At 41.8% G+C, this 26,199-nt stretch carries 22 protein-coding genes; 12 read left to right on the forward strand and 10 right to left on the reverse strand.

Features of this window, described 5'->3' with window-relative positions; genetic code table 11:
* Window positions 1-12 precede the first annotated feature (12 nt).
* The 6 genes from ID165_RS17885 to ID165_RS17910 form a co-directional block, all read right to left on the reverse strand.
* The gene (locus ID165_RS17885) at window positions 13-1,470 is read right to left on the reverse strand and encodes a RagB/SusD family nutrient uptake outer membrane protein (protein ID WP_192346609.1); all 1,458 of its coding nucleotides are present in this window, start codon (window positions 1,468-1,470) and stop codon (window positions 13-15) included.
* Window positions 1,471-1,482: 12 nt separating this feature from the next.
* Window positions 1,483-4,476: a TonB-dependent receptor gene (locus tag ID165_RS17890; protein ID WP_192346611.1), complete on the reverse strand. Its 2,994-nt coding sequence runs from the start codon at window positions 4,474-4,476 to the stop codon at window positions 1,483-1,485.
* A 477-nt stretch (window positions 4,477-4,953) separates the two neighbouring features.
* Complete coding sequence (locus ID165_RS17895) at window positions 4,954-6,828, reverse strand: OmpA family protein (protein WP_370539706.1); 1,875 nt, start codon at window positions 6,826-6,828, stop codon at window positions 4,954-4,956.
* Between the two features lie 52 nt (window positions 6,829-6,880).
* A complete protein-coding gene (locus tag ID165_RS17900; protein ID WP_192346615.1) occupies window positions 6,881-7,507 on the reverse strand; it encodes a 7-carboxy-7-deazaguanine synthase QueE in 627 nt (208 codons plus the stop codon).
* A gap of 299 nt (window positions 7,508-7,806) precedes the next feature.
* The gene (locus tag ID165_RS17905; RefSeq protein ID WP_192346617.1) at window positions 7,807-8,259 is read right to left on the reverse strand and encodes a GNAT family N-acetyltransferase; all 453 of its coding nucleotides are present in this window, start codon (window positions 8,257-8,259) and stop codon (window positions 7,807-7,809) included.
* 62 nt (window positions 8,260-8,321) lie between these two features.
* A complete protein-coding gene (locus ID165_RS17910; RefSeq protein ID WP_192346619.1) occupies window positions 8,322-9,926 on the reverse strand; it encodes an amidohydrolase in 1,605 nt (534 codons plus the stop codon).
* A gap of 379 nt (window positions 9,927-10,305) precedes the next feature.
* Between ID165_RS17910 and leuS the strand changes: the two genes are divergently transcribed.
* From leuS to ID165_RS17935, 5 genes are all read left to right on the forward strand, one after another.
* Entirely contained in the window at window positions 10,306-13,080 is a 2,775-nt protein-coding gene (gene leuS / locus ID165_RS17915) for a leucine--tRNA ligase (RefSeq protein ID WP_192346621.1), read from the forward strand.
* Window positions 13,081-13,164: 84 nt separating this feature from the next.
* Window positions 13,165-13,470, forward strand: a complete 306-nt coding sequence (locus tag ID165_RS17920) for a nucleotidyltransferase family protein (protein WP_192346623.1) — start codon at window positions 13,165-13,167, stop codon at window positions 13,468-13,470.
* A gap of 17 nt (window positions 13,471-13,487) precedes the next feature.
* A complete protein-coding gene (locus ID165_RS27155; protein WP_225587153.1) occupies window positions 13,488-13,574 on the forward strand; it encodes a hypothetical protein in 87 nt (28 codons plus the stop codon).
* Between the two features lie 42 nt (window positions 13,575-13,616).
* Window positions 13,617-14,687 carry a glycosyltransferase family 4 protein gene (locus ID165_RS17930; protein WP_192346625.1) on the forward strand — a complete coding sequence of 357 codons (1,071 nt, stop codon included), beginning with the start codon at window positions 13,617-13,619 and terminating at the stop codon, window positions 14,685-14,687.
* Entirely contained in the window at window positions 14,687-15,526 is an 840-nt protein-coding gene (locus ID165_RS17935; RefSeq protein ID WP_192346627.1) for an FkbM family methyltransferase, read from the forward strand. Before ID165_RS17930 ends, ID165_RS17935 begins: the two co-directional genes overlap by 1 nt.
* Window positions 15,527-16,040: 514 nt before the next feature.
* On the opposite strand, the gene ID165_RS17940 is transcribed toward ID165_RS17935, so the two are convergent.
* Window positions 16,041-16,964 (reverse strand): AraC family transcriptional regulator, encoded by a 924-nt coding sequence (locus ID165_RS17940; RefSeq protein WP_192346628.1) that lies wholly within the window; start codon window positions 16,962-16,964, stop codon window positions 16,041-16,043.
* Window positions 16,965-17,141: 177 nt separating this feature from the next.
* On the opposite strand from ID165_RS17940, the gene ID165_RS17945 reads away from it, so the two are divergent.
* From ID165_RS17945 to ID165_RS17965, 5 genes are all read left to right on the forward strand, one after another.
* On the forward strand, window positions 17,142-18,668 hold the full coding sequence (locus ID165_RS17945; RefSeq protein ID WP_192346630.1) for an aldehyde dehydrogenase family protein: 1,527 nt from the start codon (window positions 17,142-17,144) through the stop codon (window positions 18,666-18,668).
* A 77-nt stretch (window positions 18,669-18,745) separates the two neighbouring features.
* Window positions 18,746-19,144 carry a DUF779 domain-containing protein gene (locus ID165_RS17950; protein ID WP_192346633.1) on the forward strand — a complete coding sequence of 133 codons (399 nt, stop codon included), beginning with the start codon at window positions 18,746-18,748 and terminating at the stop codon, window positions 19,142-19,144.
* A gap of 64 nt (window positions 19,145-19,208) precedes the next feature.
* Window positions 19,209-20,372 carry a dipeptidase gene (locus ID165_RS17955; protein WP_192346635.1) on the forward strand — a complete coding sequence of 388 codons (1,164 nt, stop codon included), beginning with the start codon at window positions 19,209-19,211 and terminating at the stop codon, window positions 20,370-20,372.
* Window positions 20,372-21,100 (forward strand): VIT1/CCC1 transporter family protein, encoded by a 729-nt coding sequence (locus tag ID165_RS17960; RefSeq protein ID WP_192346638.1) that lies wholly within the window; start codon window positions 20,372-20,374, stop codon window positions 21,098-21,100. Before ID165_RS17955 ends, ID165_RS17960 begins: the two co-directional genes overlap by 1 nt.
* 1 nt (window position 21,101) lies before the next feature.
* A complete protein-coding gene (locus ID165_RS17965; RefSeq protein WP_192346640.1) occupies window positions 21,102-21,863 on the forward strand; it encodes a DUF5995 family protein in 762 nt (253 codons plus the stop codon).
* Between the two features lie 35 nt (window positions 21,864-21,898).
* Here ID165_RS17965 and ID165_RS17970 read toward each other — a convergent pair whose 3' ends face one another.
* The 3 genes from ID165_RS17970 to ID165_RS17980 form a co-directional block, all read right to left on the reverse strand.
* Entirely contained in the window at window positions 21,899-22,315 is a 417-nt protein-coding gene (locus tag ID165_RS17970; protein ID WP_192346642.1) for a PIN domain-containing protein, read from the reverse strand.
* Window positions 22,312-22,566, reverse strand: a complete 255-nt coding sequence (locus tag ID165_RS17975) for a DUF6364 family protein (protein ID WP_192346644.1) — start codon at window positions 22,564-22,566, stop codon at window positions 22,312-22,314. The genes ID165_RS17970 and ID165_RS17975 overlap by 4 nt, the downstream gene beginning before the upstream one ends.
* A gap of 125 nt (window positions 22,567-22,691) precedes the next feature.
* Window positions 22,692-23,801: a DUF4407 domain-containing protein gene (locus ID165_RS17980; protein ID WP_192346646.1), complete on the reverse strand. Its 1,110-nt coding sequence runs from the start codon at window positions 23,799-23,801 to the stop codon at window positions 22,692-22,694.
* 293 nt (window positions 23,802-24,094) lie between these two features.
* Between ID165_RS17980 and ID165_RS17985 the strand changes: the two genes are divergently transcribed.
* Complete coding sequence (locus ID165_RS17985; protein ID WP_192346648.1) at window positions 24,095-24,745, forward strand: GDSL-type esterase/lipase family protein; 651 nt, start codon at window positions 24,095-24,097, stop codon at window positions 24,743-24,745.
* A 335-nt stretch (window positions 24,746-25,080) separates the two neighbouring features.
* The gene (gene msrA / locus ID165_RS17990; protein ID WP_304503150.1) at window positions 25,081-26,151 is read left to right on the forward strand and encodes a peptide-methionine (S)-S-oxide reductase MsrA; all 1,071 of its coding nucleotides are present in this window, start codon (window positions 25,081-25,083) and stop codon (window positions 26,149-26,151) included.
* Window positions 26,152-26,199: the final 48 nt, after the last annotated feature.

The following is a 26,199-nucleotide window of genomic DNA, read 5'->3' on the forward strand; positions in this document are numbered from 1 at the left end:
ATTTTCTGATTTTTAGTTATAACCAGGATTATTTTCCAACAGATCATTCAGAATAATTTCATCCTGAGGAATGGGTGCAAGGATACGATAATCACTGTAAGGAACAGGTTCAATTGATCCAGCCTTAGAGATGGTTAGCCCATTCCGTTTTAAGTCAAACCATCGATGTCCCTCTAGCGCAAATTCAATTCTTCGTTCAGTTAGAATTGCCTGGAAAAGAGCATTGCCCGACAGTCCCGCCAATGAACTTACTCCCCTCTTGCTTCTTAATGCATTCAAATCAGCAAGGGCTCCTGTAGCATCTCCGGTTTTCTGTCTAGCCTCTGCTCTGATCAAGTATAACTCAGAAGCACGTAAAATGGGAAGATTTTCCAAGAAGTCACCCTTAGCTCCCAGCCATTTTTTTGATTCATACACCACCCCATCTGCGCCGCTTCGGGTAGTTTCCTCCCACATATTTCTTCTCACGTCACCTGCACTATATGAATCAAGAAGCTCATCTGTAGCTGTTACAATAAACTGAGCGCCTGTATAGACATCTGCAGTCAATGAACTCATAGAGTTGTTTACACCATCCACACTTGACCAATCCACCGATCTGATTTCAATTTCGAAAACCGATTCAGGATTTGGAAAGGTATTAAAAGCAGCTTCATACCCGGCAGCTTCCAACAACCCCTCCCCGGTGTTATCCAGCCCGAAAGTAGCCATAGCTTGTGTAGCCATCGACGCTGCTTCTGAGTCTTTTCCTTCGTAAAGGTAAACTCTAGCCAATAACAACTCAGCAGCCCCCTTAGAGGCTCGGTAAATCCCTTCAGTACCTATTGCCTCAGTCCCAAGGCTTGAAACAGCATTGCTTAGATCGGACTCAATCTGATCATAAACTTCTCTATTTGTGCTTCTGGCTCTAAAATCGGCATTTGAAAAGCCCAATGTCGGGGTAGTCCTCAAAATAACCGATGTTGACCATCCGTTTACTTCCTGACCGGGTTCATAACCATACACTCTCGCTAAATCAAAGTAAAACAATGCCCGAAGAAAATAAGCCTCTCCTTTAAGTTGGGTGCGAAGCCCCTCATCCCCTTCTACCTCCTCTATTTCGGTAAGAAGAATATTGGCTTCATTGATTCCAGCGTAAATGCCTCTGAATTCATTTGTATCCTCGTCAAAATCCCAAAGGTTGATATGAGCTCTATCTGCGTTAACTTCCTGTCCTATATATCTACCGGTGTTGGCAATGATTCTTAGGTTATCTGCCATGATTTCGGGAGCGACCATCATCGTCTGCCCATAATAGTCAAAGCTTCTTACTTTTCCATAAATAGATAACAATAAGGATTCAAAGCTCTCTACATCCGTAAAGGCTGTCTCAGGAGTTAAGTCTTGCCTTGGTTCGGTCTCCAGCATGCTATCACACGCACCAAAGAATAGCACACTTCCTACTATAAATATTTTTATAAAATTTTTCATCCTTAGTTCCGATTAGAAGTTAAGATTGATACCAGCCGTGATCTGCTTCCCATTTGGAAAGGAACCGTAAGTAGTTTCACCTACCGAGTTAACCTCTGGATCTATCCCATTGTATTTAGTGAAAGTGGCCAAGTTCATTCCTTGCACATAGATAGTTGCACTGCTCATTCCTATTTTTTGGGCAGTGGCTGTCCCTAAGGTATACTTCAGCGTCACTTGTTTCAATCTTACATATCCACCATCACTCAATAGTCTTGTAGATGCTGTTCCAATATTTGAGGTTCCCGGAGCTTGCCCCCCTTCGTAGGGCTTACCTACCGTGGTCACATCCCCAGGCTGCTTCCAATAATCTTCCTGACTTACAAACTGATTGTCAGGTCCAGACCCCCAAGCTCCTAGATTGTAGATATCTGAGTTCCATACCTTATTTCCAAATTGCCCTTGGAAAAACAATTCCAATGAAATAGGCCCATAAGTAAAACTATTGGCAAAACCGCCGTAGCTGCTCGGAAGTGCGCTACCTCTATAATCCAGTGTAGATTCTCCTACTAAGTAGGTATAACCTCCATTTCCATCAGCATACATCGCAAGACCATTCGCTGGATTCACGCCTAGGTATTCATTTGTATACCAGAATTCAATTGGTCTCCCAACGATCAGGTCGTTTCCAACTCTCTCCAGTCCATCGTAAAGAGAGAGCAGCTCATTTTGCAAAAAGGTAATATTGAATGCCGTACTCCACTGAAATTTACCTGCAACTATATTTGTGGTCTGCAAGTCAATATCAATACCTTGGTTTCTTACTTCCCCTGTATTACGGTTGATTTCGCCAAATCCCGAATCCACGGGAAGCGGGGTATCAAACAGGAGAGATTTAGAATTTTTTCTCCAGAAATCAACTGTAGCAATGATTCTACCATTGAACATGGTTCCGTCCACTCCAATATTAAATGTTTCAGCTTCCTCCCAAGTCAAAAGATCGTTGCCTAACTGACTAATGCTTAAGCCTCCTCCACCAAGATATTGTCCGCTTGACCCCACCAAGGTTCTTGATGCAAAATCCTCTATATCAGAATTCCCTGTAATACCATAAGATCCCCTAACCCGCAAGTTATCCAGCCAGTTGACATCCTGAAGAAAAGTCTCAGAAGAGAGCCTCCATCCTACGGATACCGCCCCAAACGTGCCCCATCTATACTCTGACCCAAATCTGGAATTACCATCTCTTCTAAGTGTTACGTCTGCCGTATAGCGATCATCATAATCATACTTTGCCTGGCCAAAAAAACCACCTCTTTTGTATTCCGTATAATTACTGTTTACAGCAAAAGGAGTAGCTGCATTTTGCAGATAAATCAATGCGGGATTAGGAAAACCTCTACCCGTAGCTGATTGCACATCCCCATTGGCACTCTTAAATTCAAAGCCTAAGATACCTGACACGGTATGAACATCATTGAACTTCTTATTGAAGTTGAAGTTGTGATTGGTGTTGAAGTTCATATTCCTTCTTGCATTAAATACGGAAGATCCACCATAAGATGAAAATGCGGGAATCGTAGAAGGACGATTGTTGATTTCTTGAACGTCAGAAAAATCGACACCAAAGTAGGAAGTGAAACTTAACCAAGGTGCAAACTGATAAGTCAAACTCAAATTTGAAACCGTCTGTACCGTCTTGGCGTTTCTGGTCTCTTCGTTCACTCCTTGAATGATATTATACCCAAACAGGTGATTGGATGGATAAGGAGAGAACTCGCCTTCTTCATCATAAATAGGGACATTAGGTCTGGCGGAATAGCCTGCCATAAATGGCCCGTTTACAAAATTACCCCGATCAATACTTCCATTTGTGTTTTGGTATGCTAACGATAAGGCTGCAGACACAGTAAACTTTTGATTAGGCCTATGTGTCAAATTAAGGCGCCCTGTAGCACGTTCATAATCAGACTTGATAATCTGGGCTTCTTGAGCGGTGTACGAACCCGAAAGGAAAAACGTGGTCTTTTCATCACCACCTGAAATAGAAAGGTCATAAACGCTCAATCGTCCATCACGATACAATTCATCCACCCAGCTGTATGACTCAAGATTCGGATCTTCAGGATTACCGTACGTAGCCGCCGCATTTGCAGGATTTAGCCCCGCGTTGATATATGCATCACGTTTGATTGCTGCCAATTGTGACGCATCCATCACATTATAAAGATTCATTGGCTTTACAATACCCTCCTGAACAGAAAGCCGAACATTTGTCTTGCCTTTTTTACCTCTTTTTGTATTAATCAATACCACGCCGTTTGCAGCCTGAGCACCATAAATCGCTGCAGCAGCTGCATCTTTTAGCACTTCTATTGATTCAATGTCATTCGGGTTAATAGAGGCCAGTGCATTTTGAGATCCCTGGTTGGATAAACTACCATTATCTCCGACTCCACCCACAGCTATCTGAACCCCATCCACAATATACAGTGGATCATTTCCGGCATTGATAGAACCTACCCCGCGTATACGTACATTAAGTGCTCCACCCGGCTGGCCTGTGGAAGAAGTCACCTGTACACCGGCAATTCTACCTTGCATCGCACGGTCAAATGACTGAACAGGCAGATCTTGAAACACCTCACCTTTAACTGCGGAAATGGCACCTGTAATTTCCCGTCGGGACTGATCCCCATAAGAGGTAACTACAAATTCTGAAAGAGACTGCACATCCGACTCCATTGCAACATCTATTGATGTGCGATTACCAATTGTGACCTCCTGTGGCTTCAACCCTATAAAGGTGAAGACCAACACATTGTTTCCGGCGGGCACGCTGATCGAGTACTTACCATCAATATCTGTGGCTGTACCGATTGTGGTTCCCTTCACCAGAACTGTTGCACCCGGTACTCCAAGATTATCTTCCGTGGAAGTAACCGTACCAGTGATCACGCGGCTTTGGGCGAAAACAATCGTATTTCCCAAAAACAGCATGAGTCCTAGAAGTAAAATTTTCCTCATAAATTGTATGATTTGGTTTATATTAATTCCCTATTATAAAGTTTTCGGAGAAAAACACAATAATCAGCATGTTATTTGAGAGGTCTACAATTCAAATAAAGTGTTGAACAAGTCTATATTTTTTCTTACTCCCAAAACAATCAACTGTTATTCCTGTTTTTTTTCAAAAGGATAGATTTAAATTTCGTTAATCAATTGTTAACAAAAGTTAATTTTTTATTACATAAATCACATAATACACTGTAAATGAGACAGAATCATACCGAAACAACTTTAATTTCACAATAGAGTATATTTGCAAAATTTTATTGTACGTTAAACATAAAAAAATATAGTTTACATGGGTAAACACATGAAAATAAAGAATAAAAACCTAAAACCTCCCATGTCCATACAGAAAAAACTATTTAAGTAAGCAAAAAACTTTATGAATAGTAATAGACATGCTATGTGAACAGGCAATACCTCAAAAGTCCCCTATAACACCTTGATAGTAATCCTTCTATTCAATGCCTGATTTTTCGGATTGCTGTTTGGTACCATTGGCTCCTTGTCTCCTTTCCCCTCTACCAACACGCGCCCATGATGAAAACCACTACCCACCAAATACTTTTGTACACTCTTGGCCCGCTGCAAACTGAGATTCTGATTATAGCTTGCACTACCTACATTATCAGTATGCCCTGTGATCAAAATATTCACATTTGGATTCTCAGATAAAAATTTAACCAGTCTTTTCAGCGATGAAATAGACTCAGGTTTCAAACTATACTCATCAAATTCGAAAAACACATTTTCAAACACGAATTCCTCTCCCGGAGCCACAGGCACCAACTCCACCTTTAAATCTTTAACATTCTTGATCTTATCCCGCTCCACATTATATATTTTGGGTATAAACCCTTTTTTCTCAACATATAATCCAGAGATGGCTTTATCGGGATAAATCATAGTGAATGCACCTGTTTTGCCATCAGCTTTGAACTTGTATAATGTGCTGTCATTTGTCAGCGACACCAGAGACAAGGTAGCATCAATAGGTTCGCCGGTTTTTGAATTAAATACACCTCCTTCTGTAACGGTCAAATTCTCCCCCAACGATATTTCAGAAGGAAATTTGAATCTGTATAGTAAAGAGCGATCGTTTGCTCCTTCAGAAGTAGTCAACTCTGTAAAATAGGCGTAGTCTTTCTGTGCTGTTATAAATAAAGCAACTTGATCCAATTGATCATTGATAGGTAAACCGAGATTTTCAGGCTTTGTGAATTGCCCCTCCACTACTTTTGAAAGGTGAATATCCATCCCGCCAAATCCCGGGTGGCCATTAGACGAAAAGAAAAGTATTTCGTTATTGAAAAACATAAACGGTGAAATCTCATCCTTTGGTGTATTCACTACATCCCCGAGGTTTTTAGCCTCAGACCAAGTTGCATCATTTTGCATGACACTATACCAAATATCATTTCCTCCATACCCACCTTTCCTATTTGAAGAGAAAAACAATATCCTGCCGTCAGCAGAAAGAGAAGGCTGAGAATCCCATGACCTGGAATTGACATTCTTCCCCATATTCTTGGGCCGTTGCCACATTCCATTTAGTTTGTAAGCTATGTACAAATCACAACTCCCTTCAGAGTCTGGCGCATCACAGGAAGTAAAGATTAAGATATTACCATCTGCGGTCACAGTACAAGTCCCCTCATTGTAGGGTGAATTGATAGTCTGCGCTATACTTTGAGGCTTTGACCAATTACCTTCAGGAGACACAAAGGCCATAAAAATATCCTCTTTGTCATTATTGCCGGTACCATCTCTTTTGGTAAAAAGGATCTGCTGACCATCTGCCGTCAATACAGGAAAATACTGAAGCTGAAATTCATTGAGCGGAGATGGTAATATTTCCTTCTCGATCTGACTGTAATTTTCCAGCTGCCCTGCCAAAAAAAACATCTGTTCCTGCATTTCTAAATAATTGGGCAACTTACGGAATGATGAATCAAACAGCGGATCGACAGTAAGAAATTCATTGTATGCTTCTTTAAATCTACCCTGCTTCAAATAAACATGAGTAAGTACCCAGCCCATATCTGCCCGATGTTTCTGAGTTGCATTCTTACCCGACAAACGAGACTTTCCTACCAGGGCAGTAGCCTCCGCATCATCAAACTCCCCTTTGGTAATTTGGAGCTGCGTCAATTTCACATAAGCTTCCAAAAATGATGCTTCCCTCTTAATCGCATCTTTATATTTGTCAATAGCCGCATCGTATTGTCTTGTCAATGTCAGCTCCCCAGCCTCCTGATACATCTTGATCGCCTTGCCATCAATGATCGAATATCCTTGTGCTTTCACAAAAGAAAAGGATAGGAAAAGAAGGGTTATGACTAAAGCAGGACGCATGGACTTATGGAATGTCCATAAATTTATGAGTTTGGAGCGAAACTTTCCATTTTGGGTATTTTTTTGCAAAATCAACAATGGCAGGAGTGAACTTCACAGCTCTGCTCCACTCGGGCTGAAGGCGCAATTCGCACGTAGTCTTCACCAACAAAGCATGCTCTTCGGCAAAGGAAAAATCACTTTGGTGAAAAACCACCACTTTCAATTCATCTGCCTCAGCATAGATCGAGGGATGGGGCTTTTTGAATTTCTTCGGAGAAAAACAAACCCAATCAAAATCACCTGAAAACGGATAAGCACCCGAAGTTTCAATGTTGGTAGTAAACCCCTTTTCTTTCAAAAGTGCTGTCAATGGTCCCAGATCATACATCAAAGGTTCTCCTCCTGTAACCACAACCAACCTTCCCGGATAAGCCATAGCTTCTTCAACAATTGTTTCGATGGAAAAGATAGGCCACTTGCCTGAATCCCATGATTCCTTGACATCACACCAGACACATCCTACATCACAGCCTCCCAGCCGGATAAAATAAGCAGGATATCCCGAAAATCTCCCCTCTCCCTGTATGGTATAAAAAGCCTCCATTACCGGAAGCTGAACTCCTTGCGCTATTGATTCTTCTATATTCATCTGAATTTTTGGTAAAGCGGGCAATTGAACCGCTGGGTGAATTAAGCCTCAAAGGTAGGGCTTTGAATTGGAATATTTAAAAATCGGAAAATTGAACCCGGATTTTGCATTAGGTTTCGTTAAGAGACCATTAATTGCAATAAAATCAGGCTGTTTGGAGACTGAGGCATAGCACCGCTATGGTGAAGTCGAAAATTGCAACGCAGTGACTGATTTTGAAGCAATTATTGGTCGCAATAGAAATGCTAATGCATAATGCAGGTTGAAAGATTAACTCCGCCATTTTCACTCTTCAAATTCTACAATCTTTTCATCATTACAATCCGATAATCATCCACGCCCCCTTTTCGGATTACTTCCATAATCTTAAACCCTCTTTGTAACCCGAAGTTGATCATTGGAGGAAGTCGATTTCTGGTTTTAAAGAATATTTCTTCGAATCCATTATTTCTTGCCCAATTTTCCTGATACTCTGCCAGAGCGGTCGCTACATTATTCCTTCTAAACCCAGCAATAATACCGCCCATCCAAGAATAAAAGACCTTGGGTTTGTCACTTTGATACCCAACCTTAAATCCCGTCAATTCACCTTCTATTTCAGCTACCAGGGACAAATGTCTCTTGCCCTCCAATCTTTTTCTATAAAGATCCAAGTCTCCCATGCCTCCAAACTCCGGGATGCGTTCATGCACCCAAAGAAGCTCTTCAAGCGAAGCTTTACGAACTATTACTTCTGATAAATCACTTTTCATTACGTTGAAAACTTAAAAACCGGAAAATCATAGCACTGTAAACTTCTACTGTGCTTTCAACATCAATCTTTTTTAAGTGTTGGATAAACCACTCCCAATTGCTCCAAATAAGTGTCAAACTTAGCCTCATCGTAATAGAACTTTTCCATTTCCGGACGGAATTGGTCCATAATCCTTTTATTCAGGTAAATAGGAGCTTCATCATCCGCAGAAATCATAGGCTTGTATACTGTCTCCTTTGTCTGCACATTTTTGAAATAATCCCAGGCTTCGTCCACCAATTCCGGCTGAAGCAAGAAATCCAAAATTGTCATCGCCTCAGCTTTGGCTCCTGCAGTCACTCCTTTATGTGCAATAGGAGTTGCCATCGCAATCGCATTGCTCCAGTGATGTCCCGGAAGTCCGGGAATATTGGACGGAAATCTCAACGTAACCGTAGGAACTACCCAAGAAACATCTCCTATATCATCCGAGCCTCCTGACCTCGGTTCCTTGACAGGCAATCCAAGCGTATCCAATTTGGTGGGTAAACCTTCCACTTTTTTAACCCCCAATTCAGTTTGCACTGCTTTGGCCAATTGCTGATCTGCCTCAGACCATTCAGGCAAGCCCACTTCAAGAATATTTGCATACATTTTCTCAGCAATGGTTTTATTGAAATGTCGCGGCCAAGCTGTCCCGAGAATTTTTGAAGTCACTTCAGTATCGGTCATCAGTGCTGCCCCCTCCGCCATTTTATTGGCCATCTCATACATTTCCATTATTCCTTCATAGTTCACATCCCGGAAATAATACCAAATGGAAGCTTTGGAAGGAACCACATTGGGCTGATCACCCCCGTCTGTAAAAATCGAATGTGAACGCTTCAGAGGATCTAAATGCTCTCTTCTATAATTCCAGCCTACATTCATTAACTCAGCAGCATCCAACGCACTTTTCCCCCTCCAGGGAGCTCCGGCAGAATGAGCCGCCTCGCCTGAGAACGTATATTCCACAGAGATCAGTCCGGTACCCGAAGTTTGTCCATAGCTCACCCCAAGATTATTTGCAACATGGGTGAAAATACAAATATCCACCCCATCAAATAAACCGTCCCTAGTGTACCAAGCTTTGGCTGCCACCAGCTCCTCCGCAATTCCCGGCCAGAGCACAAGCGTACCGCCTATATTCTCACGCTCCATAATCTCCTTCACCGCCAAAGCCGCCGTAATATTCAAAGGAATCCCTGCATTGTGCCCCTCTCCATGTCCCGGAGCTCCCTCCACAATCGGTTTATGATAAGCTACGCCCGGATATTGGGAGGCCTTGGGAATGTTATCCACGTCAGAACCCAGTGCAATGGTCGGTCCCTCCCCGTTTTTCCAGGTAGCAAACCAGGCCGTAGGAATACCGGAGACACCCATTTCTATCTCAAAACCACTTTCACGGAGTATTTCGGTCAAGTACTTGGATGATTCAATTTCCTGAAAGCCCAATTCAGCAAAGCTGAAGATTTTATCCACCATCACCTGACTCATTTTAGCTTTCTGATCTACCAGAAGTACGGCTTCTTGCTTGAGTTCGGTGATTCTCTTTGGGGTCATTCTCTTTTGAGCAAAAGAGTGCGGAGTCAGGAGTATCATAAAAAAGAATAACCCAATATAGCGGCATAGTAAAGTTGATTTCATCTGTTTATATTTTGATTTTTAATGGTCAGATGGAATCTCGCACGGCGAATAACCATCCCTCTGTGTGTCGTCTTCGACATGCTCGATTTCATATGTTTATAATTGTTTTTCAGTGGCCATATAGCATGTCCCGATTTTTCATCGGGAGAATCTCGCAGGGCGCATAATCATGCATCTGTGTGACTTTTTAGTCCTGCTCGATTTCATAGGATTAGTGGCTAGGTTGAGATGTAAAATATTAAAAATGTTTCATCAATTCTGACAAAAATGACCAAAGGAAAAAATGGATGTTGGGAGGAATTATGAATTTGAATTCCAAAGCCCGGCAATTTTTCTATTTTTGCAGGCGTTCAGCTAAAAAATAACGAATAATTCAATCATGGCGGAGTACAATTTTAGAGAAATCGAGAAAAAATGGCAGGCATACTGGGAAAACAACCAAACTTTCCTTGCCAAGGTAAACCCGGACAAACCTAAATTCTATTCTCTCGACATGTTCCCCTATCCCTCAGGTGCCGGACTCCATGTAGGGCATCCGCTGGGATATATCGCATCGGATATCGTCAGTAGATTTAAGAAGTTGAAGGGATTCAACGTTCTTCATCCGATGGGTTATGACAGCTTTGGACTACCTGCGGAGCAATATGCGATTCAAACAGGTCAACATCCTGCGATCACTACGGAAGAAAACATTGCCCGTTATACTGAACAACTGAAAAACATAGGCTTTGCTTTCGACTGGAGCAAAGAGGTAAGAACCTCTAATCCAGACTACTATAAGTGGACGCAGTGGATCTTTATGCAGCTTTTCAATAGCTACTATGATCAGGATGCGGACAAAGCACTTTCCATTGAGTCTTTGGTTGCACGATTTGAAAAAGAAGGAAATGCCAACGTGAAGGCTGTTTGTGATGAAGATACTCAAAAGTTCAGCGCTGCAGAGTGGAATGCTTTCTCCGAAAAAGAAAAGCAGGAAACACTTCTAAAATACAGACTGACATTTCTAGCCGAAACCACAGTCAACTGGTGTGCGGCACTGGGAACAGTACTTTCCAATGATGAAGTAAAAGAAGGCTTCTCCGAGCGTGGCGGCCATCCGGTGGAGCGTAAAAAGATGATGCAGTGGTCTATGCGGATCACCGCCTACGCAGATAGATTATTGCAAGGCTTGGAAAAAGTCGATTGGTCTGAACCGATCAAAGAAATGCAGCGCAACTGGATTGGTAAATCCATCGGAGCTGATGTGGTTTTCCAAGTAAAAGACTCAGAACAAACCATCAAGGTATTTACTACCCGTGTGGATACTATATATGGTGTCACCTATTTGGCTTTGGCACCGGAAAGCGATCTGGCAGCGGCTCTGATCACTGAAGATCAACGCGAAAAAGCGGAAGCGTACATTGAAGTAGCCAAAAACCGTTCGGAACGCGAGCGTATGAGTGATGTCAAAACCATCTCAGGTGCATTTACAGGATCCTATGCGATCAATCCATTCAACGGTGAAGAAATCCAAGTTTGGGTAGCCGATTATGTTTTGGCAGGTTATGGTACCGGTGCCGTGATGGCTGTACCTGCACATGACGAGCGGGATTACAACTTTGCCAAGCACTTCGGACTTGAGATCAGACAAGTGATCGACGGCTCCATGGAAGAAGGCTCTTTTCCGGGGAAAGGTGGCTTGATCATCAACTCCGGCTTTATCTCAGATCTGTACATGAAGGATGCTATGGACAAAGCCATAGAATTTTTAGAGGAAAAAGGCATAGGAAAAGGTAAGATCCAATACCGGATGCGGGATGCGATTTTCACCCGACAACGTTATTGGGGTGAGCCGCTTCCGGTTTATTTCAAGGAAGGATTACCCTATTTGATTGAAGAAAAAGATTTGCCTTTGGTATTGCCGGAGGTAGACAAATACCTGCCTACCGAAGATGGAGAACCTCCACTTGCAAGAGCGAAAGACTGGAACTACAAAACTCCGGATGGTGAATTCCCTCTTGAAAGAAGCACTATGCCTGGCTGGGCAGGATCAAGCTGGTATTTCTTCAGATATACTGATCCTAAAAATGAAACTGAATTTGCCGACAAAGCGAAAACAGATTACTGGGGAGCTGTAGATTTATACATCGGGGGATCTGAGCATGCTACCGGTCACTTATTGTATTCCAGATTCTGGACCAAGTTCCTTTACGATCTTGGAGTAGTGAGCGTAGATGAGCCCTTCCAGAAGATGATCAACCAAGGCATGATCCAGGGAAGATCAAATTTTGTATATAGAGTCAAAGGCACCAACAAATTTGTGAGCTACGGACTACGGGACCAATACGACTCATTTGCGATGCATGTGGATGTCAACATCGTCCACAACGATCAGTTGAACCTGGATAAATTCAAAGCCTGGAGACCTGATCTGGCAGATGCCGAATTCATCCTGGAAGACGGCAAATACATCTGCGGATCTGAAGTGGAAAAAATGTCCAAGTCAAAATACAACGTGGTCAATCCGGATGATATCATCGAACGATATGGCGCGGATACCTTGAGGCTGTATGAGATGTTTTTGGGCCCCTTGGAGCAATTCAAACCTTGGAACACCAACGGAATCGACGGAGTATTCAAGTTTCTCCGTAAGCTTTGGAATCTTTATCACAGCAATTCAGGTGAGTTCCAGGTATCGGATGCCGAACCAAGCAAGGAAGAATACAAAGCCCTTCACAAGGCACTGAAAAAAATGGAGGAAGACATGGCTAACTTCTCCTTCAATACTTCAGTATCCAGCTTTATGATCTGTGTAAACGAACTAAGCGCACTTAAATCCAATAAGCGCAAAATTCTCGAACCTCTAGCCCTCTTGGTTTCGCCTTATGCTCCTCACATCGCTGAGGAATTGTGGAGCCTTTTAGGGAATGAAAAATCTATCACCGAATCTGCATTTCCTACATTTGATGAAAGTCATCTGAAAGAAAGTGCATTCGAATATCCGGTAATGATCAATGGAAAAATGAGAGCGAAGATCAACCTAGACCTTTCCCTCACCAAAGATCAAATCCAAGAAGCGGCCTTGGGTGACGAGACGGTACAGAAATGGCTGGAAGGAAAAGCCCCTAAAAAGATCATCATCGTTCCGGGAAAAATCGTGAATTTGGTGGTTTAAAAATCTTAAAATCAATAGATAAAGCTCAAGCTATAACAGGTTGAGCTTTTTTCGTGTTAATTTGTTTCAGCTTATCTTTGACATATGGATCTCATAGAGAAAAATAGGGAAGCACTAAACTTACTTTGTAAAACACACAAAGTAAAGCAGCTCTTTGTCTTTGGCTCTGTGATGACTACTTCTTTCAATGATGAAAGCGATCTGGATTTTTTGATCGATTTTGACAAGTTGAATATTAAGGATTTTGCTACAATTTTTTTCGAATTCAAATTTGCATTGGAAGATCTTTTTAACCGTAATATCGATCTCATAGAACGCGAAGCAATTCGCAATCCATATTTCAAAGAGGAGGTGGAAGAGACAAAATTATTAATGCTAGAAACATCATAGCACATGAATATGGAAACATATCCTATGAAATTATTCTGAAAATTATCAGTCAATATTTTCCGATTTTAAAAAAGGAAGTTAAAACTCTTCTAGATAATTCGTGACGAATCAGGCCACTCAAATCACGCAAAGTCCAATAAAACTAAATGAGCCGAACCAAACTAGTGTATGTAACACCATCCACGCAGTCATTTGTAAAAAGTGACATAAGGATTCTGCGCAACTATTTTGATGTTCGGGTCATCAACCAGCCTTGGAGCAATAAAAAACTTGCTCCACTTAATTTCATAGCCCAATTTTTCTCCATGCTCACAAACATATTCGGGGCTAAATTAATTATCGTCAATTTTGGGGGATATTGGGCATTTTGGGGGATTGTCTTTGGCAAGGTATTTAGAAAGAAAGTCTTTATTGTCACCCATGGAACTGATTGTGCTAGTATTCCCGAAATAAATTACGGCAGCCTTCGCATCAGTCTACTGAAGCGAATATGCAAATTCAGCTACCACAAAGCTGATGCAATATTCCCGGTAAGCGAATCTTTGATAGAAACGGAACTGCTTTTTGATCCGGCGATCACTTCGAGAAAACAGGGTCTTTTGTATCATTTCCCCAAGCTTACCGTTCCGCTAAAAACAATTTACAATGGACTCGATGATACTCAGTGGCTCCTGCCCGACAAGCCAAAAAGAATAGCAAACAGCTTTTTGGCAGTAATGTCTCCTTCTCAGTTTAAGCTTAAGGGAGGGGATCTGATTCTTGAGATTGCCAAGAAGTATCCAACTAGCAACTTCTATTTTGCAGGGATTAAAACCTTAGAAATAACACATAAAAAGACTGACAATGTGCATTTCCTAGGATTTCTCACCTCGGAGGAATTGCTCAGTTGGTATCAGAAAAGTGAGTTTTACTTTCAGCTTTCCAGTTTTGAAGGATTCGGCTGCGCTCTATGCGAAGCCATGCTTTGTGGAGCAATTCCAATAGGTTCCGGCACGAATCACATACCAAAAATTGTAGGGAACTCAGGCTTTATCATTACCGAAAAATCACTGAAAGCTGCTATTCCGATTATGGATAAAGCCCTCAACAGTGTCAACAAAGACTTACTTTCCCTAAATTCACGACTTCATATCCAAGCCAATTATTCTCTACAGCTTAGAGAGCAGAAATTAATTGAGTCCTTGGAACAATTTACAGGTCAGTCATACACCAACTAATGGAGCACTTATTAAGTAAAATTTCGAGAAATTTATATGTGATTCCGGGCGGCTTTTTTGTCACAAAATTGTTTCGAAAATTCTTCAAATCTTCGAGTCAAGGTGAAAACTGGAGAAATTTCAAATTTAGGAGCGTAGTGATGAAAGTGGATATTGCAAAGCAAATGGGCAATGCGATTTATTGGCGCGGTGCCCATGACTGGGCCCCCATTTTTGTTTTGGAAAAGGCCCTGAAAAAGGGAGATACATTCATTGATGTGGGTGCCAATCAGGGTGAATACTCACTTTGGGCAGCCAGAAAAGTTGGTGCAAAAGGAAGAGTCGTTGCTTTCGAACCTATGCAGCAACTTTTTGATCAATTGGCTGAAAACATCCGGCTCAATAAATCATTCCACAAAACCATTACGCCTATAAAACTAGGATTATCAGATCAAAAAGGAGAAGTCATTCTCTATTCCAGTGCCGATTCCAACGAAGGGACAAACACCATTTACAATACGGAAAAATTCAGTATCGAATCCGGAAAAATCCAGCTTGACACACTGGATGAGCAGCTAAAATCACTGAAAATCAATAAAGTGGATTTTTTGAAGATTGACGTAGAAGGAGCCGAACTTCAGGTACTAAAAGGCGCTCTGAATACATTGAAACAAAACCGTCCCGTTATTCTTCTGGAAATAAACAAGGATGCCTGCATAGCCGGAGGGTATCTGCCTGAGGATATTTTGACACTTCTGAAGCCTTTCAATTATTCCTTTTCGAAAGTAGGGCTTAGAGGTTCGTTGAGCAAGGTAAACCAACTACCTAATTTCTGTAATATTGTAGCTATTCCACAGTAAAATGTATCCTGACGACAGAATCTGGCACTCAAGACAAGAAGTTTAGTAGTATGCATAGGTTTCAAACTGCAAAAGACAAAACCCCAAATCGACCGGGTACAATTAACCGTCAAACCTTTCCAGTATTTTAAAGCTCAAAAACTACCTTTTCAGAATTTTAGAGAAGGCTTTTCCAGCTACGCCAAATTTTCAGTCTAAAACACCAAACAACGACTCTTTAACTATTTTTAACCGAATTTCCAGACTTCAACACATTTTTGATCTAAATCAAAGGTTTTTTAAACCAAATTTTTTCATATTAACATAATGTTAAAAAAAATAAGCATAAAAAAAGGGAGCCTTTTTAGTAAAAGCCCCCTAGAGTGGGTCTATTGTCAATCATCTAAAACCAAATATACTTTCGTAATCCTTGCTGTGTATTTGTTTTTTTGATCTTTATATTTTGTTAAACATAGTGAAAATGTTTCAAACCGCCCAAAAACAAATAATTATTTTATGCAAATTTTCACGATAACTAAGTTTTATTGGACTGAAATACTTTTGGTGTCACGCCAAATTCCTCCTTAAAAGCGCGGATAAAATACGTGATATTGCGAAATCCCGACATATAGCAAACTTCCTGAATCTGAAATCCACCTAAAATCAAGTACTGTTTTGAAAGCTTCAATCGTTCTTGAAGTACAAATCCCATCGGAGTCAGTCCCATATCCAACTTAAACGTGCGAATAAAATGAGCTTTGCTCATACATGCCTGGGAAGCCAACTCCTCCAGAGAAATTAATTCCCGAATATTCTTTTTAATATAATCGACGACATGTGCCATTCTGTTTCCCGCAGCCAATTCTTTATAAAACTTCTCCATCATATCCCGAGCCTGAGTCTGGGTCAGCCTAATCAGAAGTTCCTTGAGTGCTAACGAAGCGATTAGGTCTTTTTCTCTAGAACCGTCCTTCACTCCTATTCTAATAAAGCGGTTGATGATTTCGGAGAGATCCTGAGTATTGATTAAATGAAAATAATTGAGATCCAAGCCCCAGTCTTTTTTAATCATTTTATCAGGGAACTTCTCATTCAATAAGTTAAAAGTGGCTTCAATCATCTCTTTTGATATCGAAAGGGCTATGCATTGCGTGGGATTGTTGATGCGAGCTTCAGGAAAATCAATTTTCATCACTTCATTGGGCGGGACGATCACCGATTCACCCGGCAAATACTCAAAGCCCGGCCGATCAAACAGGTGCATTACCTTCTTGCCTTTTAGCATAGTAGTCAGCACCAGATCTCCAAAGACCAAATTGACATCATCGGCCTGCTGGTGAGTCTCGAAGATATTCAACTCACAGTTATCCAATGTGTAAGTAGTTCTGTTCTCTACCAGCGTTTTCAAGTCCCTGGCATTCCTCCAAGGAACACCGGCAATAAAATCATTTTGGGTCATGCCTTTAAAATACTAATAATTAAATGCTTTCTGAAATCGGATAGTGTCCCCTAAATCATTTAACCCTAAGCAAGCACTACCCAATTAATCAACTCAGGTGGATGGGATGTTGTTCCAGTGTAATTTTTAATAACGGGAAATTTGGAAATTTGATCATAACCAAAATAACCGTGTGATATGACAACGTTAACATTATCCCAATCCAAACCTGTAGACCGTCCTTCTGTAAAGGACAAATACGATCATTTTATTGGCGGAAAATGGGTAGCCCCCAGTTCAGGAGAATACTTTGACAATATTTCCCCTATCGATGGAAAGCCATTCACAAAGGCCGCGAGAGGTAACAAGGAAGACATAGAAAAAGCAATCGATGCCGCTCATGTTGCTTTCAAGACTTGGTCTAAAACCTCTGCTGCAGAAAGAAGTCGAGTACTGAACAAAATCGCCGACATCATGGAAGAAAATCTTGAAATGCTGGCTAGACTGGAAACAGTCGATAACGGTAAGGCACTTCGAGAAACAAGAGCAGCTGATCTCCCACTTTGCATAGACCATTTCAGATACTTCGCAGGAGTCATCAGAGCCGATGAGAGCACTATATCTGAACATGATGAGCACACCGTAAGTATTGCTTTGCACGAACCTCTTGGGGTCGTCGGGCAGATTATCCCATGGAATTTCCCCCTGCTCATGGCTACATGGAAAATTGCCCCTGCTCTGGCGGCGGGATGCTGTACAGTGGTAAAACCTGCTGAGCAGACTCCTGCCAGCATAATGGTACTCATGGAACTTATTGGCGACGTCGTTCCTCCGGGAGTACTCAATGTAGTCACAGGCTTTGGGGTAGAGGCAGGCAAGCCGCTCGCTTCATCCAATAGAGTGTCCAAGGTTTCATTTACTGGGGAAACCACCACAGGACGCCTCATCATGCAGTACGCATCCGAAAACCTAATTCCCGTCACCATGGAACTGGGCGGAAAATCACCGAATATTTTCATGAAATCTGTAGCAGATGCAGACGATGAGTTCTTTGACAAAGCTATAGAAGGAGCTGTGATGTTTGCCTTGAATCAAGGAGAAGTATGTACCTGCCCTTCCAGAATCCTAGTTCATGAAGATATTTACGATGTATTCATGGAGCGCGTCATAGAGAGGACCAAAGCAATCAAAATGGGACATCCATTGGCGGAAGACACCATGATGGGAGCCCAAGCCTCCAATGATCAATATCAGAAAATTCTTTCCTATCTGGACATAGGCAAACAGGAAGGTGCTGTGACACTGTGCGGAGGAGAGAGTGCAGGCCTGAATTCCGGACTGGAAACAGGGTACTACATCAAACCAACTATTTTCAAAGGCAACAATAAAATGCGCATTTTCCAAGAAGAGATCTTTGGTCCGGTTACGTGCGTGACTACCTTCAAGACCACAGAGGAAGCCATAGCGATCGCCAATGACACAATGTACGGTCTTGGAGCAGGATTGTGGTCAAGAGACGCTCATGAGCTTTACCAAGTCCCCCGTGCTATCCAAGCAGGAAGGGTGTGGGTAAACTGCTATCATGCATATCCTGCACATGCTCCATTTGGCGGTTACAAGAAATCAGGCTTCGGGAGAGAAAATCACCTTATGATGCTCGACCATTACAGACAAACCAAAAATATGCTCATCTCCTACAACAAAGAGAAACTAGGATTCTTTTAAATTGTCAATTTCTAAAACCGGTAAAGGCAGGAGAACTCTCTTCTGCCTTTCTTTAGTTTCACCAAACCAACTAAACCATGGGATCAATCAAAAGAGTCCTCATCACGGATGCCGCAAAAGAGGTAATAGACACACTCAGAAAGCGTTTCAATTCCGAATTGATGTTTCATCAAAGCGGCGGATGCTGTGACGGTTCCTCTCCTATGTGCTTTGAAAAAGGAGATTTCAAAGTAGGAAGTCAGGACATATGGTTAGGTGAAGTGTATAGCTGCGATTTTTTCATAAGTGCAGATCAATTTGAATACTGGAAGCATACACAACTCACTTTGGATGTCGTCCCGGGAAGAGGAAGCAGCTTTTCCATAGAGATTCCGATGGGAATCAGGTTTATGATCCGATCCAAACTTTTCACTTCGGAAGAACTGAAAAATCTAAGCCCAATAATGACAGGAGAAGAAAAACTAGGAGAGATTTAAGCAGGATATACCTGTTACGATTCCGTTGTATTTTTCATTATCTTCAAAAGTGTAATCACTTGTTATGAAGAAAACAATCATTGTTTTGGGAACTGTAGTGCTGCTTTATTTTGCCGCCACACTAATTGTCCCCCCTTATATAGAATCCCAACGAAATCCTGTCAAATCACCTCCACCCTATTCTGTATCCGCCGAAGCGCAAACCGTCTATGACCGGCTGGATTTCATTGCAGACCTACATTGCGATGCCTTGCTTTGGGGAAGAGACTTGAACAAAAGAGGCAATCGGGGACATGTTGATTTTCCGCGTATGCGGGAAGCTAACGTAGCCTTACAGATGTTTACCATAGTATCCAAGTCACCTGCCGGGCAAAACATGCAAAGCAACAGCTCCGATGCCTTTGACAATATCACTCCGCTCACTATCGCCAAAGGCGAATCTCCCGCCAATTGGTTTAGCCTGATCAACCGCACGCTTTCCCAATCTGAAAAATTGGCCGGCTTCATAGAAGACGAGGAGGATAGGGCAATCTTTATCAAAAGTAAATCAGATCTAAACAAGCTTATCACTGACAGAAAAAATAATAAAGCTCTTATAGGAGCCATGCTGGGAATCGAAGGAGCACATGCGCTGGAAAGGGATCTGAATAATCTTGACCGAGTCTACGAAGCGGGAGTGAGAATGATTGGACTAACCCACTTTTTTGACAATAAACTTGGTGGCTCAGCTCACGGGCTGAGTCAAGAGGGGCTTACTGATTTTGGTAAATCTGTAGTCCATCGAATGAATAAGTTAGGGATTTTGGTTGACCTGGCACACTGCTCACCTGCGATTGTAGAGGATGTACTGGCTATGACAGACAAACCGGTGATGGTTTCCCATACAGGCGTCAAATCTGTATTGGATTCTCAAAGAAACCTAAGTGATCTTCAAATTCAGAAAATAGCCGCTAACGGAGGCATTATCGGCATCGCCTTCTTTGATGAAGCAGTCGGCGTACCTGAGTTGCCAAATATTATCGCTTCCATAAAGCACGTTCGGGATTTGGTAGGCGTAGAGCACATAGCATTGGGCTCGGATTATGACGGAGCTGTCACTGTGCCTTTTGACATTACAGGATTGTCTCTTTTGGTAGAAGGAATGATGAATGCAGACTTTAGCGAACCGGAAATCAAAGCTGTAATGGGAGAAAACGTGAAGAGATTTTTCCTTCAAAACCTCAACTAATGAACGAAACACGCATTCACCAAGATAGTAAGTATTTCAAAAAACTTCAAGAATATCTCCGGGAGTTTGTGTATGGGGGAATTGACGGAGCTATCACCACATTTGCTGTAGTCGCCGGTGGATTCGGTGCCGATCTTGATTCCGGTGTTATTATAATTTTGGGCTTTGCCAATTTACTTGCAGATGGCTTCTCTATGTCTGTAGGGGCATATTTATCAGCCAAAAGTGACAAAGAAAATTTTAAAAAACATGAATCAATTGAGTACTGGGAAGTAGAAAATCTAGCTGAGACAGAGCGTCAGGAGATTGTGGACATATACAAGGCGAAGGGGTTCAAGGGAGAGTTATTGGAGCAAGTAGTAGATCAAATCACTTCCAATAAAGACCTCTGGGTGGCCGAGATGATGAAAGACGAGCTCAGCCTAATGGAAGAAACAAAAAGTCCATTTAAAATCGGTCTGGCTACGTTTTTCTCTTTTATTATAATCGGTTTCATCCCACTTCTGATTTATCTCTGGACATTTTTCTACCCTTCCTCTATTGATATTTTCTTTTGGACCAGTTTTCTTACAGGGCTTGCTTTTGTAGTGATTGGGGCTTTGAAATCTTTAGTAAATCAGACTTCGGTTATTAAAAGTATTGCAGAGACAGTCGCTTTGGGGCTTCTTGCAGCCGTGGTAGCTTATTATGTGGGTGATATTCTTCAAAACTTTTTCATAAAACAATAGCATGGAAACTATAGACGAAGTACTGGTTCGAATGGATCAAATCGTAGATGAATGCAGAAACAATCAATCACGCATTGGCTATTTTGCAATTCTTTATAGACAGGTGACCCGTAGAATCCGCGATGGGATTTTAGCGAGAGAATTTGAAGACAATCCACGAATGGAAAAGCTTGATGTGCTTTTTGCGGGTAGGTTCATAGATGCATACGCCTCCTGGAAGAGCGGTATGCGCCCAACAGAAAGCTGGCTTATGGCTTTTGAAGCGAGTAAAGCTAGTAGCCATCTAGTTCTCCAGCATTTATTTCTTGGCATCAATGCACACATCAATTTGGATCTGGGCATTTCCGCTGCCGACACTATGGGAGCAGAGCCCATTGCCGAAATTCAAAATGACTTCAATAAAATCAATGCTGTACTGGCGGAATTGGTCGACGGAGTCAAGGCTAACATCAGCACAGTATCACCGATTTTTGGGTGGTTAGTCCCTCTGGCAAAAGGACGTGATGAAATGCTGCTCAATTTCTCCATCCGGCTGGCAAGAGACGGCGCATGGAAATATGCCGGAGAATACTATGCATGCGAAGATCGTCCCGCCTCGGTCTTCGAGCGTGATATGACTATCGCTAAACTGGCAAATAAACTGATAAACCCAGGCAAATTCTTGCTGTTTATAGTGAAAATAGTCAGCTTGGCAGAATGGAAATCCGTCAGCCGTACAATGGATCAATTGGATATGGTGGTGAAGGAAGCGCAGACTATTTAGCCATAAAAACCAATTCTCGCATACTTGGACAAAAATCAAAAAATATACTTCTTAAGAAAATCCTCACATCCCAACACAGGAATTTTAGAATAATAAAAGCCCTCCGGGTCTTCCGTCACGATCACTTCACAATCACTTCCCAAAGCAGAATAATATTCCAATCCATCTTCAAAATCATAAACTTGACGATCAGATAAAGTTTGACTGCAGATCGTCTGGTCTACTGAGGTCATCAAAATCTTCTTGGACAACATTTCTATCTTCAACTTCGCCATTTCTGCACCGCTTTTCTTTTCTGAAAAGTAAAAAGCAATCGCCAAACATATAGGCGAAGTGAAAAGCTGAGTCCCCTGCCGATCTGCTAAACTAAGTACCCGAGAAGAAATAGGAAATAGTGGATATTCTTTGTTAAGTACTGATATCAAAACATTTGCATCAAGAAAAACCCTCATTTCTTAGAAGAAAAGAATTCATCCTTTACGTCTTTTCTACTTGGTGATTTTCGGTACTCAATACGTCCTTCAGCTACAAAATCTACCCAGTCAGACACCGGTAAATCTTCTAAGGACTTATAGTTTTTGGAGGTAATCTGAGAATAGAGATATTCAGTCAGTCTAGAAAGACTGATGTTATTTTCTTCAGCAAATGACTTTGCCCGATCAATTACATCTTTATTGAATGATAATGTGACTTTCGCATCCATAACACCTGATTTTATATACGTAAAAATATTATTTATCATACGTATTACATACTGTTTTGAATATTTTTTTTCACAATACGCTTCAAGTCAGGTTTTACCAAATAATCTGCAAGGACGGCTTAAACCTAAAACTCTGATTTAATCCTGGCTATTTCCGCCTCCGTCTGAGCCTTGTTTTTTCGATTGGTTTTATCTTTTTGGAGATCGGTAGCATAGAAATGAGTGTCTTGGAAGTACCCAATTCTCGCCTCAGATTCGCCTTTGGCAAAAGTCCATTTTTCCCCTTTGAAAAGCCTAACCTTATCTTCATGCAATTCCAAATACTCATCATAAGGACCACGGGGAGAGATCAATTTCACAAAGATCGGTGCAGTTTCGATAGCTATGAAAAGCAACATGATAAATACATTTGCCATAGCCATAGCAGAACTTTCTTTTGTCAGCGCATCAAGTGCCTCCATTCTAGCCGCAAGCCCGTCAAACCCTTCGATTCCCGGCTGCTGTTTTTCAAATTCCTCCTGTCGCAATGCCATAAATCCACGAATTTGTGCTTCGAGAGTATCTACTCTAATTTGGTTTCTTTTCCTCATGTCATCCAAAGAATTCTGTGCCGCATCAAGTTGCTGCTCCTTCTTCTTGGCATTTGTACCCAGTCCTACTATTCCGCTGGTACCGGCGGTTTTCTCTCCAAACCGCTCTGCATCATACTCTTTTTGAAGTTGATCACGATACGCTTCGAAATTTGCGACCTCAGCTTTTAAGGTATCTATTTTTGATTCCAGTTCCTGGATTTCGGGAAAGCCCTTAGCTAGATCCAGTTTGGATTGAGTAATAAATTCTGTCCGTTTCTCATCAATTTTACGATCAATTTCCCGTTCAAACATTTTCAATTCCAGCGGCTTTGAAATCACCAAAGCAAGCAATACCGCCAATACCAATCTGGGAATTGCAAGCTTCCACTCAGCCCAAGCATTTTCCTTCTTACGCATACTGGATACTATAAACCGATCCAGATTGAAGATCATCAATCCCCAAAGCAATCCAAAAAAAACGGCTGGCCATATAGATTGAAACACGGTAAACAAAGCATATCCTGCAGCCAACGCTGCCAATACTCCTGTAAAAAAAACAGTCGCTCCGATTCCTAGATATTTATTCGATTCTGTAGGCGACCGCTTGAGCAACGAGAAGTTAGCACCGCTGCAAAACCAGAAAAAACGGGTAATGTGTTTCATTGGAGGGTAAGGTTGATCTTATTAATCAACGCTAAAACTCCTCCAAAAAAGATCAACTCCAGAATCCACTCTATTGAAATGGGACGAAAATCTCCAAAAACATGCTATACATCAAAATTTCGAGGAAAGCATGTGACGAAAACCATGTTCCCATTTTCCGCACAAGAGCTGAAAAATGTTCGAACTGTCCGCACATGTACTTTAACTGATCGATTTTGTTCATTTGTATAAGAATTTGAGGGGGAGAAAAAGCAATCATGGCATTCCGGCAACCACTTTGCTATATTTAAAGAATGAAGAACTACATCTCCCCTGCGTTGCTCTTGTTATTTACGCTACAATTCGTCTATGCTCAAGACATTCCCTTCCAAGAGGAAGTGGATAGACGTGCGGAAGAAATTGACGATAGTGGATGGGAAAAAGGAAGTGTGGTGTTTACCGGAAGCTCAAGCGTGAGAATGTGGGACAATCTGCAAGATCAATTCCCTGATATAGTCATAATAAATTCAGCATTTGGCGGGTCTCAGGCAAATGACCTTTTGATACATTTAGATAAAACCGTACTGCGCTATGCCCCATCAAAAGTTTTTGTTTACGAAGGAGACAATGACATAAACGCCGGTAAAGAAGTAGCTGAAATCATGGAAAATCTGGATAAGATTGTCTCTCAAGTCCATGCGAAATATCCGGACACAATCATCAATCTCATCGCCGCAAAGCCAAGTCCTTCCCGATGGGACAAAAAAAAATCTTACTTGGCATTGAACGATCTTATCCGACAGTATGCTACCACCCATGAAGGCGTACATATTGTCAATGTATGGGACATCATGCTTGATGACACCGGAAATCCAAGAGCGGATATTTTCCTTGAGGACAATCTCCACATGAACGAAACAGGCTATGAACTCTGGAAGGAAATTTTCACTCCCTTCTTGAAGTAATTTTGAGCTATGCGTACAAAACAGCTGATCTGAAAAAGTCAAAGGCTTGAGCAGTGGAATTAAGATCAATCTTTGATCATTCAACGCTGCCTCCTATTAGAAGTAAAACCAAGGCAACTAGATTTTTCATATCCACAGGGCGAATAAATTCTGCCAATAGGTAATCCAAAAGACAAACCAAGCACCGATTCATCACGTACTTCTACTTGTCAGAATATTGAACATGCGCTTTAAACAGGATTGTTCAAATTGAGTTTAGAGTATTGTGATCCCTTTATCATCCAAATCAAAAAAGACCAAAGATAATGTTTAGCTCAAATAAACTTATAACGCCAATGCTATCCCTAATCATAGCACTGATGTTTGCCTGTGGCAATACATCGGTCCAAAGCAGTGAAGAATCCCAAGATGCCGCTAAGCTTGCAGACTACAAAGGAAAAACCGAACTGGCCACTTTTGCAGGCGGGTGCTTTTGGTGTGTGGAAGCACCATTTGAAGGAATAGACGGAGTAATTACCGTGATTTCCGGATATTCGGGAGGCAAAGAAAAAAATCCGACATACAGTGAAGTATCCAACGGCAAAACTTCTCATAGAGAATCCGTACAGATCACATTCGACCCAGAAGTAATCAGTTACTCAGAATTGGTAGATGTTTTCTGGCAAACTTATGACCCTACCGATGTAGGAGGTTCCTTCTACGACAGAGGGTCTCAATATGAATCGGCTATTTTCTATCATGACCCCACTCAAAAAAAAGTGGCCGAAGAATCCAAAAAATTATTGGACAAGTCGGGAAAATTTGAAAAACAGGTTGCTACCCCAGTGATTAAATACACTAACTTCTACCCGGCTGAGGACTATCACCAGGATTATTACAAAAAAAATCCGCAAGACTATTATTCTTATAGAAACGGGTCAGGGCGGGACAAATTCATCAAAACGCATTGGCCTGAACTAAGTGAAAACAACTATAAATCCCCTTCCAAATCTGAGCTGAAGAAGACCTTGACAAAGTTGCAGTATGAAGTCACGATGGAAGACGCGACGGAGCTTTCCTTCCAAAATGAATACAATGGCAACAAAAAGGATGGAATCTATGTGGACATCGTCTCAGGCGCTCCGCTTTTCAGTTCCAGAGACAAGTATGAGTCAGGCTCAGGATGGCCCAGTTTCACTAAGCCTATTGATGCGAGAGCATTGGAGAAGCCAACCGACGATGATCTTGGAATGCTTAGGGTGGAAGTTAGAAGTAAGTTTGGAAAAAGCCACCTCGGCCATGTGTTCTATGATGGGCCGGAACCTACCAATCTTCGCTATTGCATGAACTCCGCAGCTATGAAATTCATCCCAAAAGAAGAAATGGAAGCTGCCGGGTATGGAGAATACCTGTGGTTGGTTAATTGATTTAAAGAGAACAGGCTACTTTCGGGTAGTCTATTCTATTGACCAAAG

This window comes from Algoriphagus sp. Y33 (genome assembly GCF_014838715.1).
Classification (GTDB): domain Bacteria; phylum Bacteroidota; class Bacteroidia; order Cytophagales; family Cyclobacteriaceae; genus Algoriphagus.

Coding starts and splice junctions, on each gene's coding strand:
- ID165_RS17885 (WP_192346609.1), bottom strand. CDS start 1,470: ATGAAAAATTTTATAAAAATATTTATAGTAGGAAGTGTGCTATTCTTT.
- ID165_RS17890 (WP_192346611.1), bottom strand. CDS start 4,476: ATGAGGAAAATTTTACTTCTAGGACTCATGCTGTTTTTGGGAAATACG.
- ID165_RS17900 (WP_192346615.1), bottom strand. CDS start 7,507: ATGAATATAGAAGAATCAATAGCGCAAGGAGTTCAGCTTCCGGTAATG.
- ID165_RS17905 (WP_192346617.1), bottom strand. CDS start 8,259: ATGAAAAGTGATTTATCAGAAGTAATAGTTCGTAAAGCTTCGCTTGAA.
- ID165_RS17910 (WP_192346619.1), bottom strand. CDS start 9,926: ATGAAATCAACTTTACTATGCCGCTATATTGGGTTATTCTTTTTTATG.
- leuS (WP_192346621.1), top strand. CDS start 10,306: ATGGCGGAGTACAATTTTAGAGAAATCGAGAAAAAATGGCAGGCATAC.
- ID165_RS17920 (WP_192346623.1), top strand. CDS start 13,165: ATGGATCTCATAGAGAAAAATAGGGAAGCACTAAACTTACTTTGTAAA.
- ID165_RS17930 (WP_192346625.1), top strand. CDS start 13,617: ATGAGCCGAACCAAACTAGTGTATGTAACACCATCCACGCAGTCATTT.
- ID165_RS17935 (WP_192346627.1), top strand. CDS start 14,687: ATGGAGCACTTATTAAGTAAAATTTCGAGAAATTTATATGTGATTCCG.
- ID165_RS17940 (WP_192346628.1), bottom strand. CDS start 16,964: ATGACCCAAAATGATTTTATTGCCGGTGTTCCTTGGAGGAATGCCAGG.
- ID165_RS17945 (WP_192346630.1), top strand. CDS start 17,142: ATGACAACGTTAACATTATCCCAATCCAAACCTGTAGACCGTCCTTCT.
- ID165_RS17950 (WP_192346633.1), top strand. CDS start 18,746: ATGGGATCAATCAAAAGAGTCCTCATCACGGATGCCGCAAAAGAGGTA.
- ID165_RS17955 (WP_192346635.1), top strand. CDS start 19,209: ATGAAGAAAACAATCATTGTTTTGGGAACTGTAGTGCTGCTTTATTTT.
- ID165_RS17960 (WP_192346638.1), top strand. CDS start 20,372: ATGAACGAAACACGCATTCACCAAGATAGTAAGTATTTCAAAAAACTT.
- ID165_RS17965 (WP_192346640.1), top strand. CDS start 21,102: ATGGAAACTATAGACGAAGTACTGGTTCGAATGGATCAAATCGTAGAT.
- ID165_RS17970 (WP_192346642.1), bottom strand. CDS start 22,315: ATGAGGGTTTTTCTTGATGCAAATGTTTTGATATCAGTACTTAACAAA.
- ID165_RS17975 (WP_192346644.1), bottom strand. CDS start 22,566: ATGGATGCGAAAGTCACATTATCATTCAATAAAGATGTAATTGATCGG.
- ID165_RS17980 (WP_192346646.1), bottom strand. CDS start 23,801: ATGAAACACATTACCCGTTTTTTCTGGTTTTGCAGCGGTGCTAACTTC.
- ID165_RS17985 (WP_192346648.1), top strand. CDS start 24,095: ATGAAGAACTACATCTCCCCTGCGTTGCTCTTGTTATTTACGCTACAA.
- msrA (WP_304503150.1), top strand. CDS start 25,081: ATGCTATCCCTAATCATAGCACTGATGTTTGCCTGTGGCAATACATCG.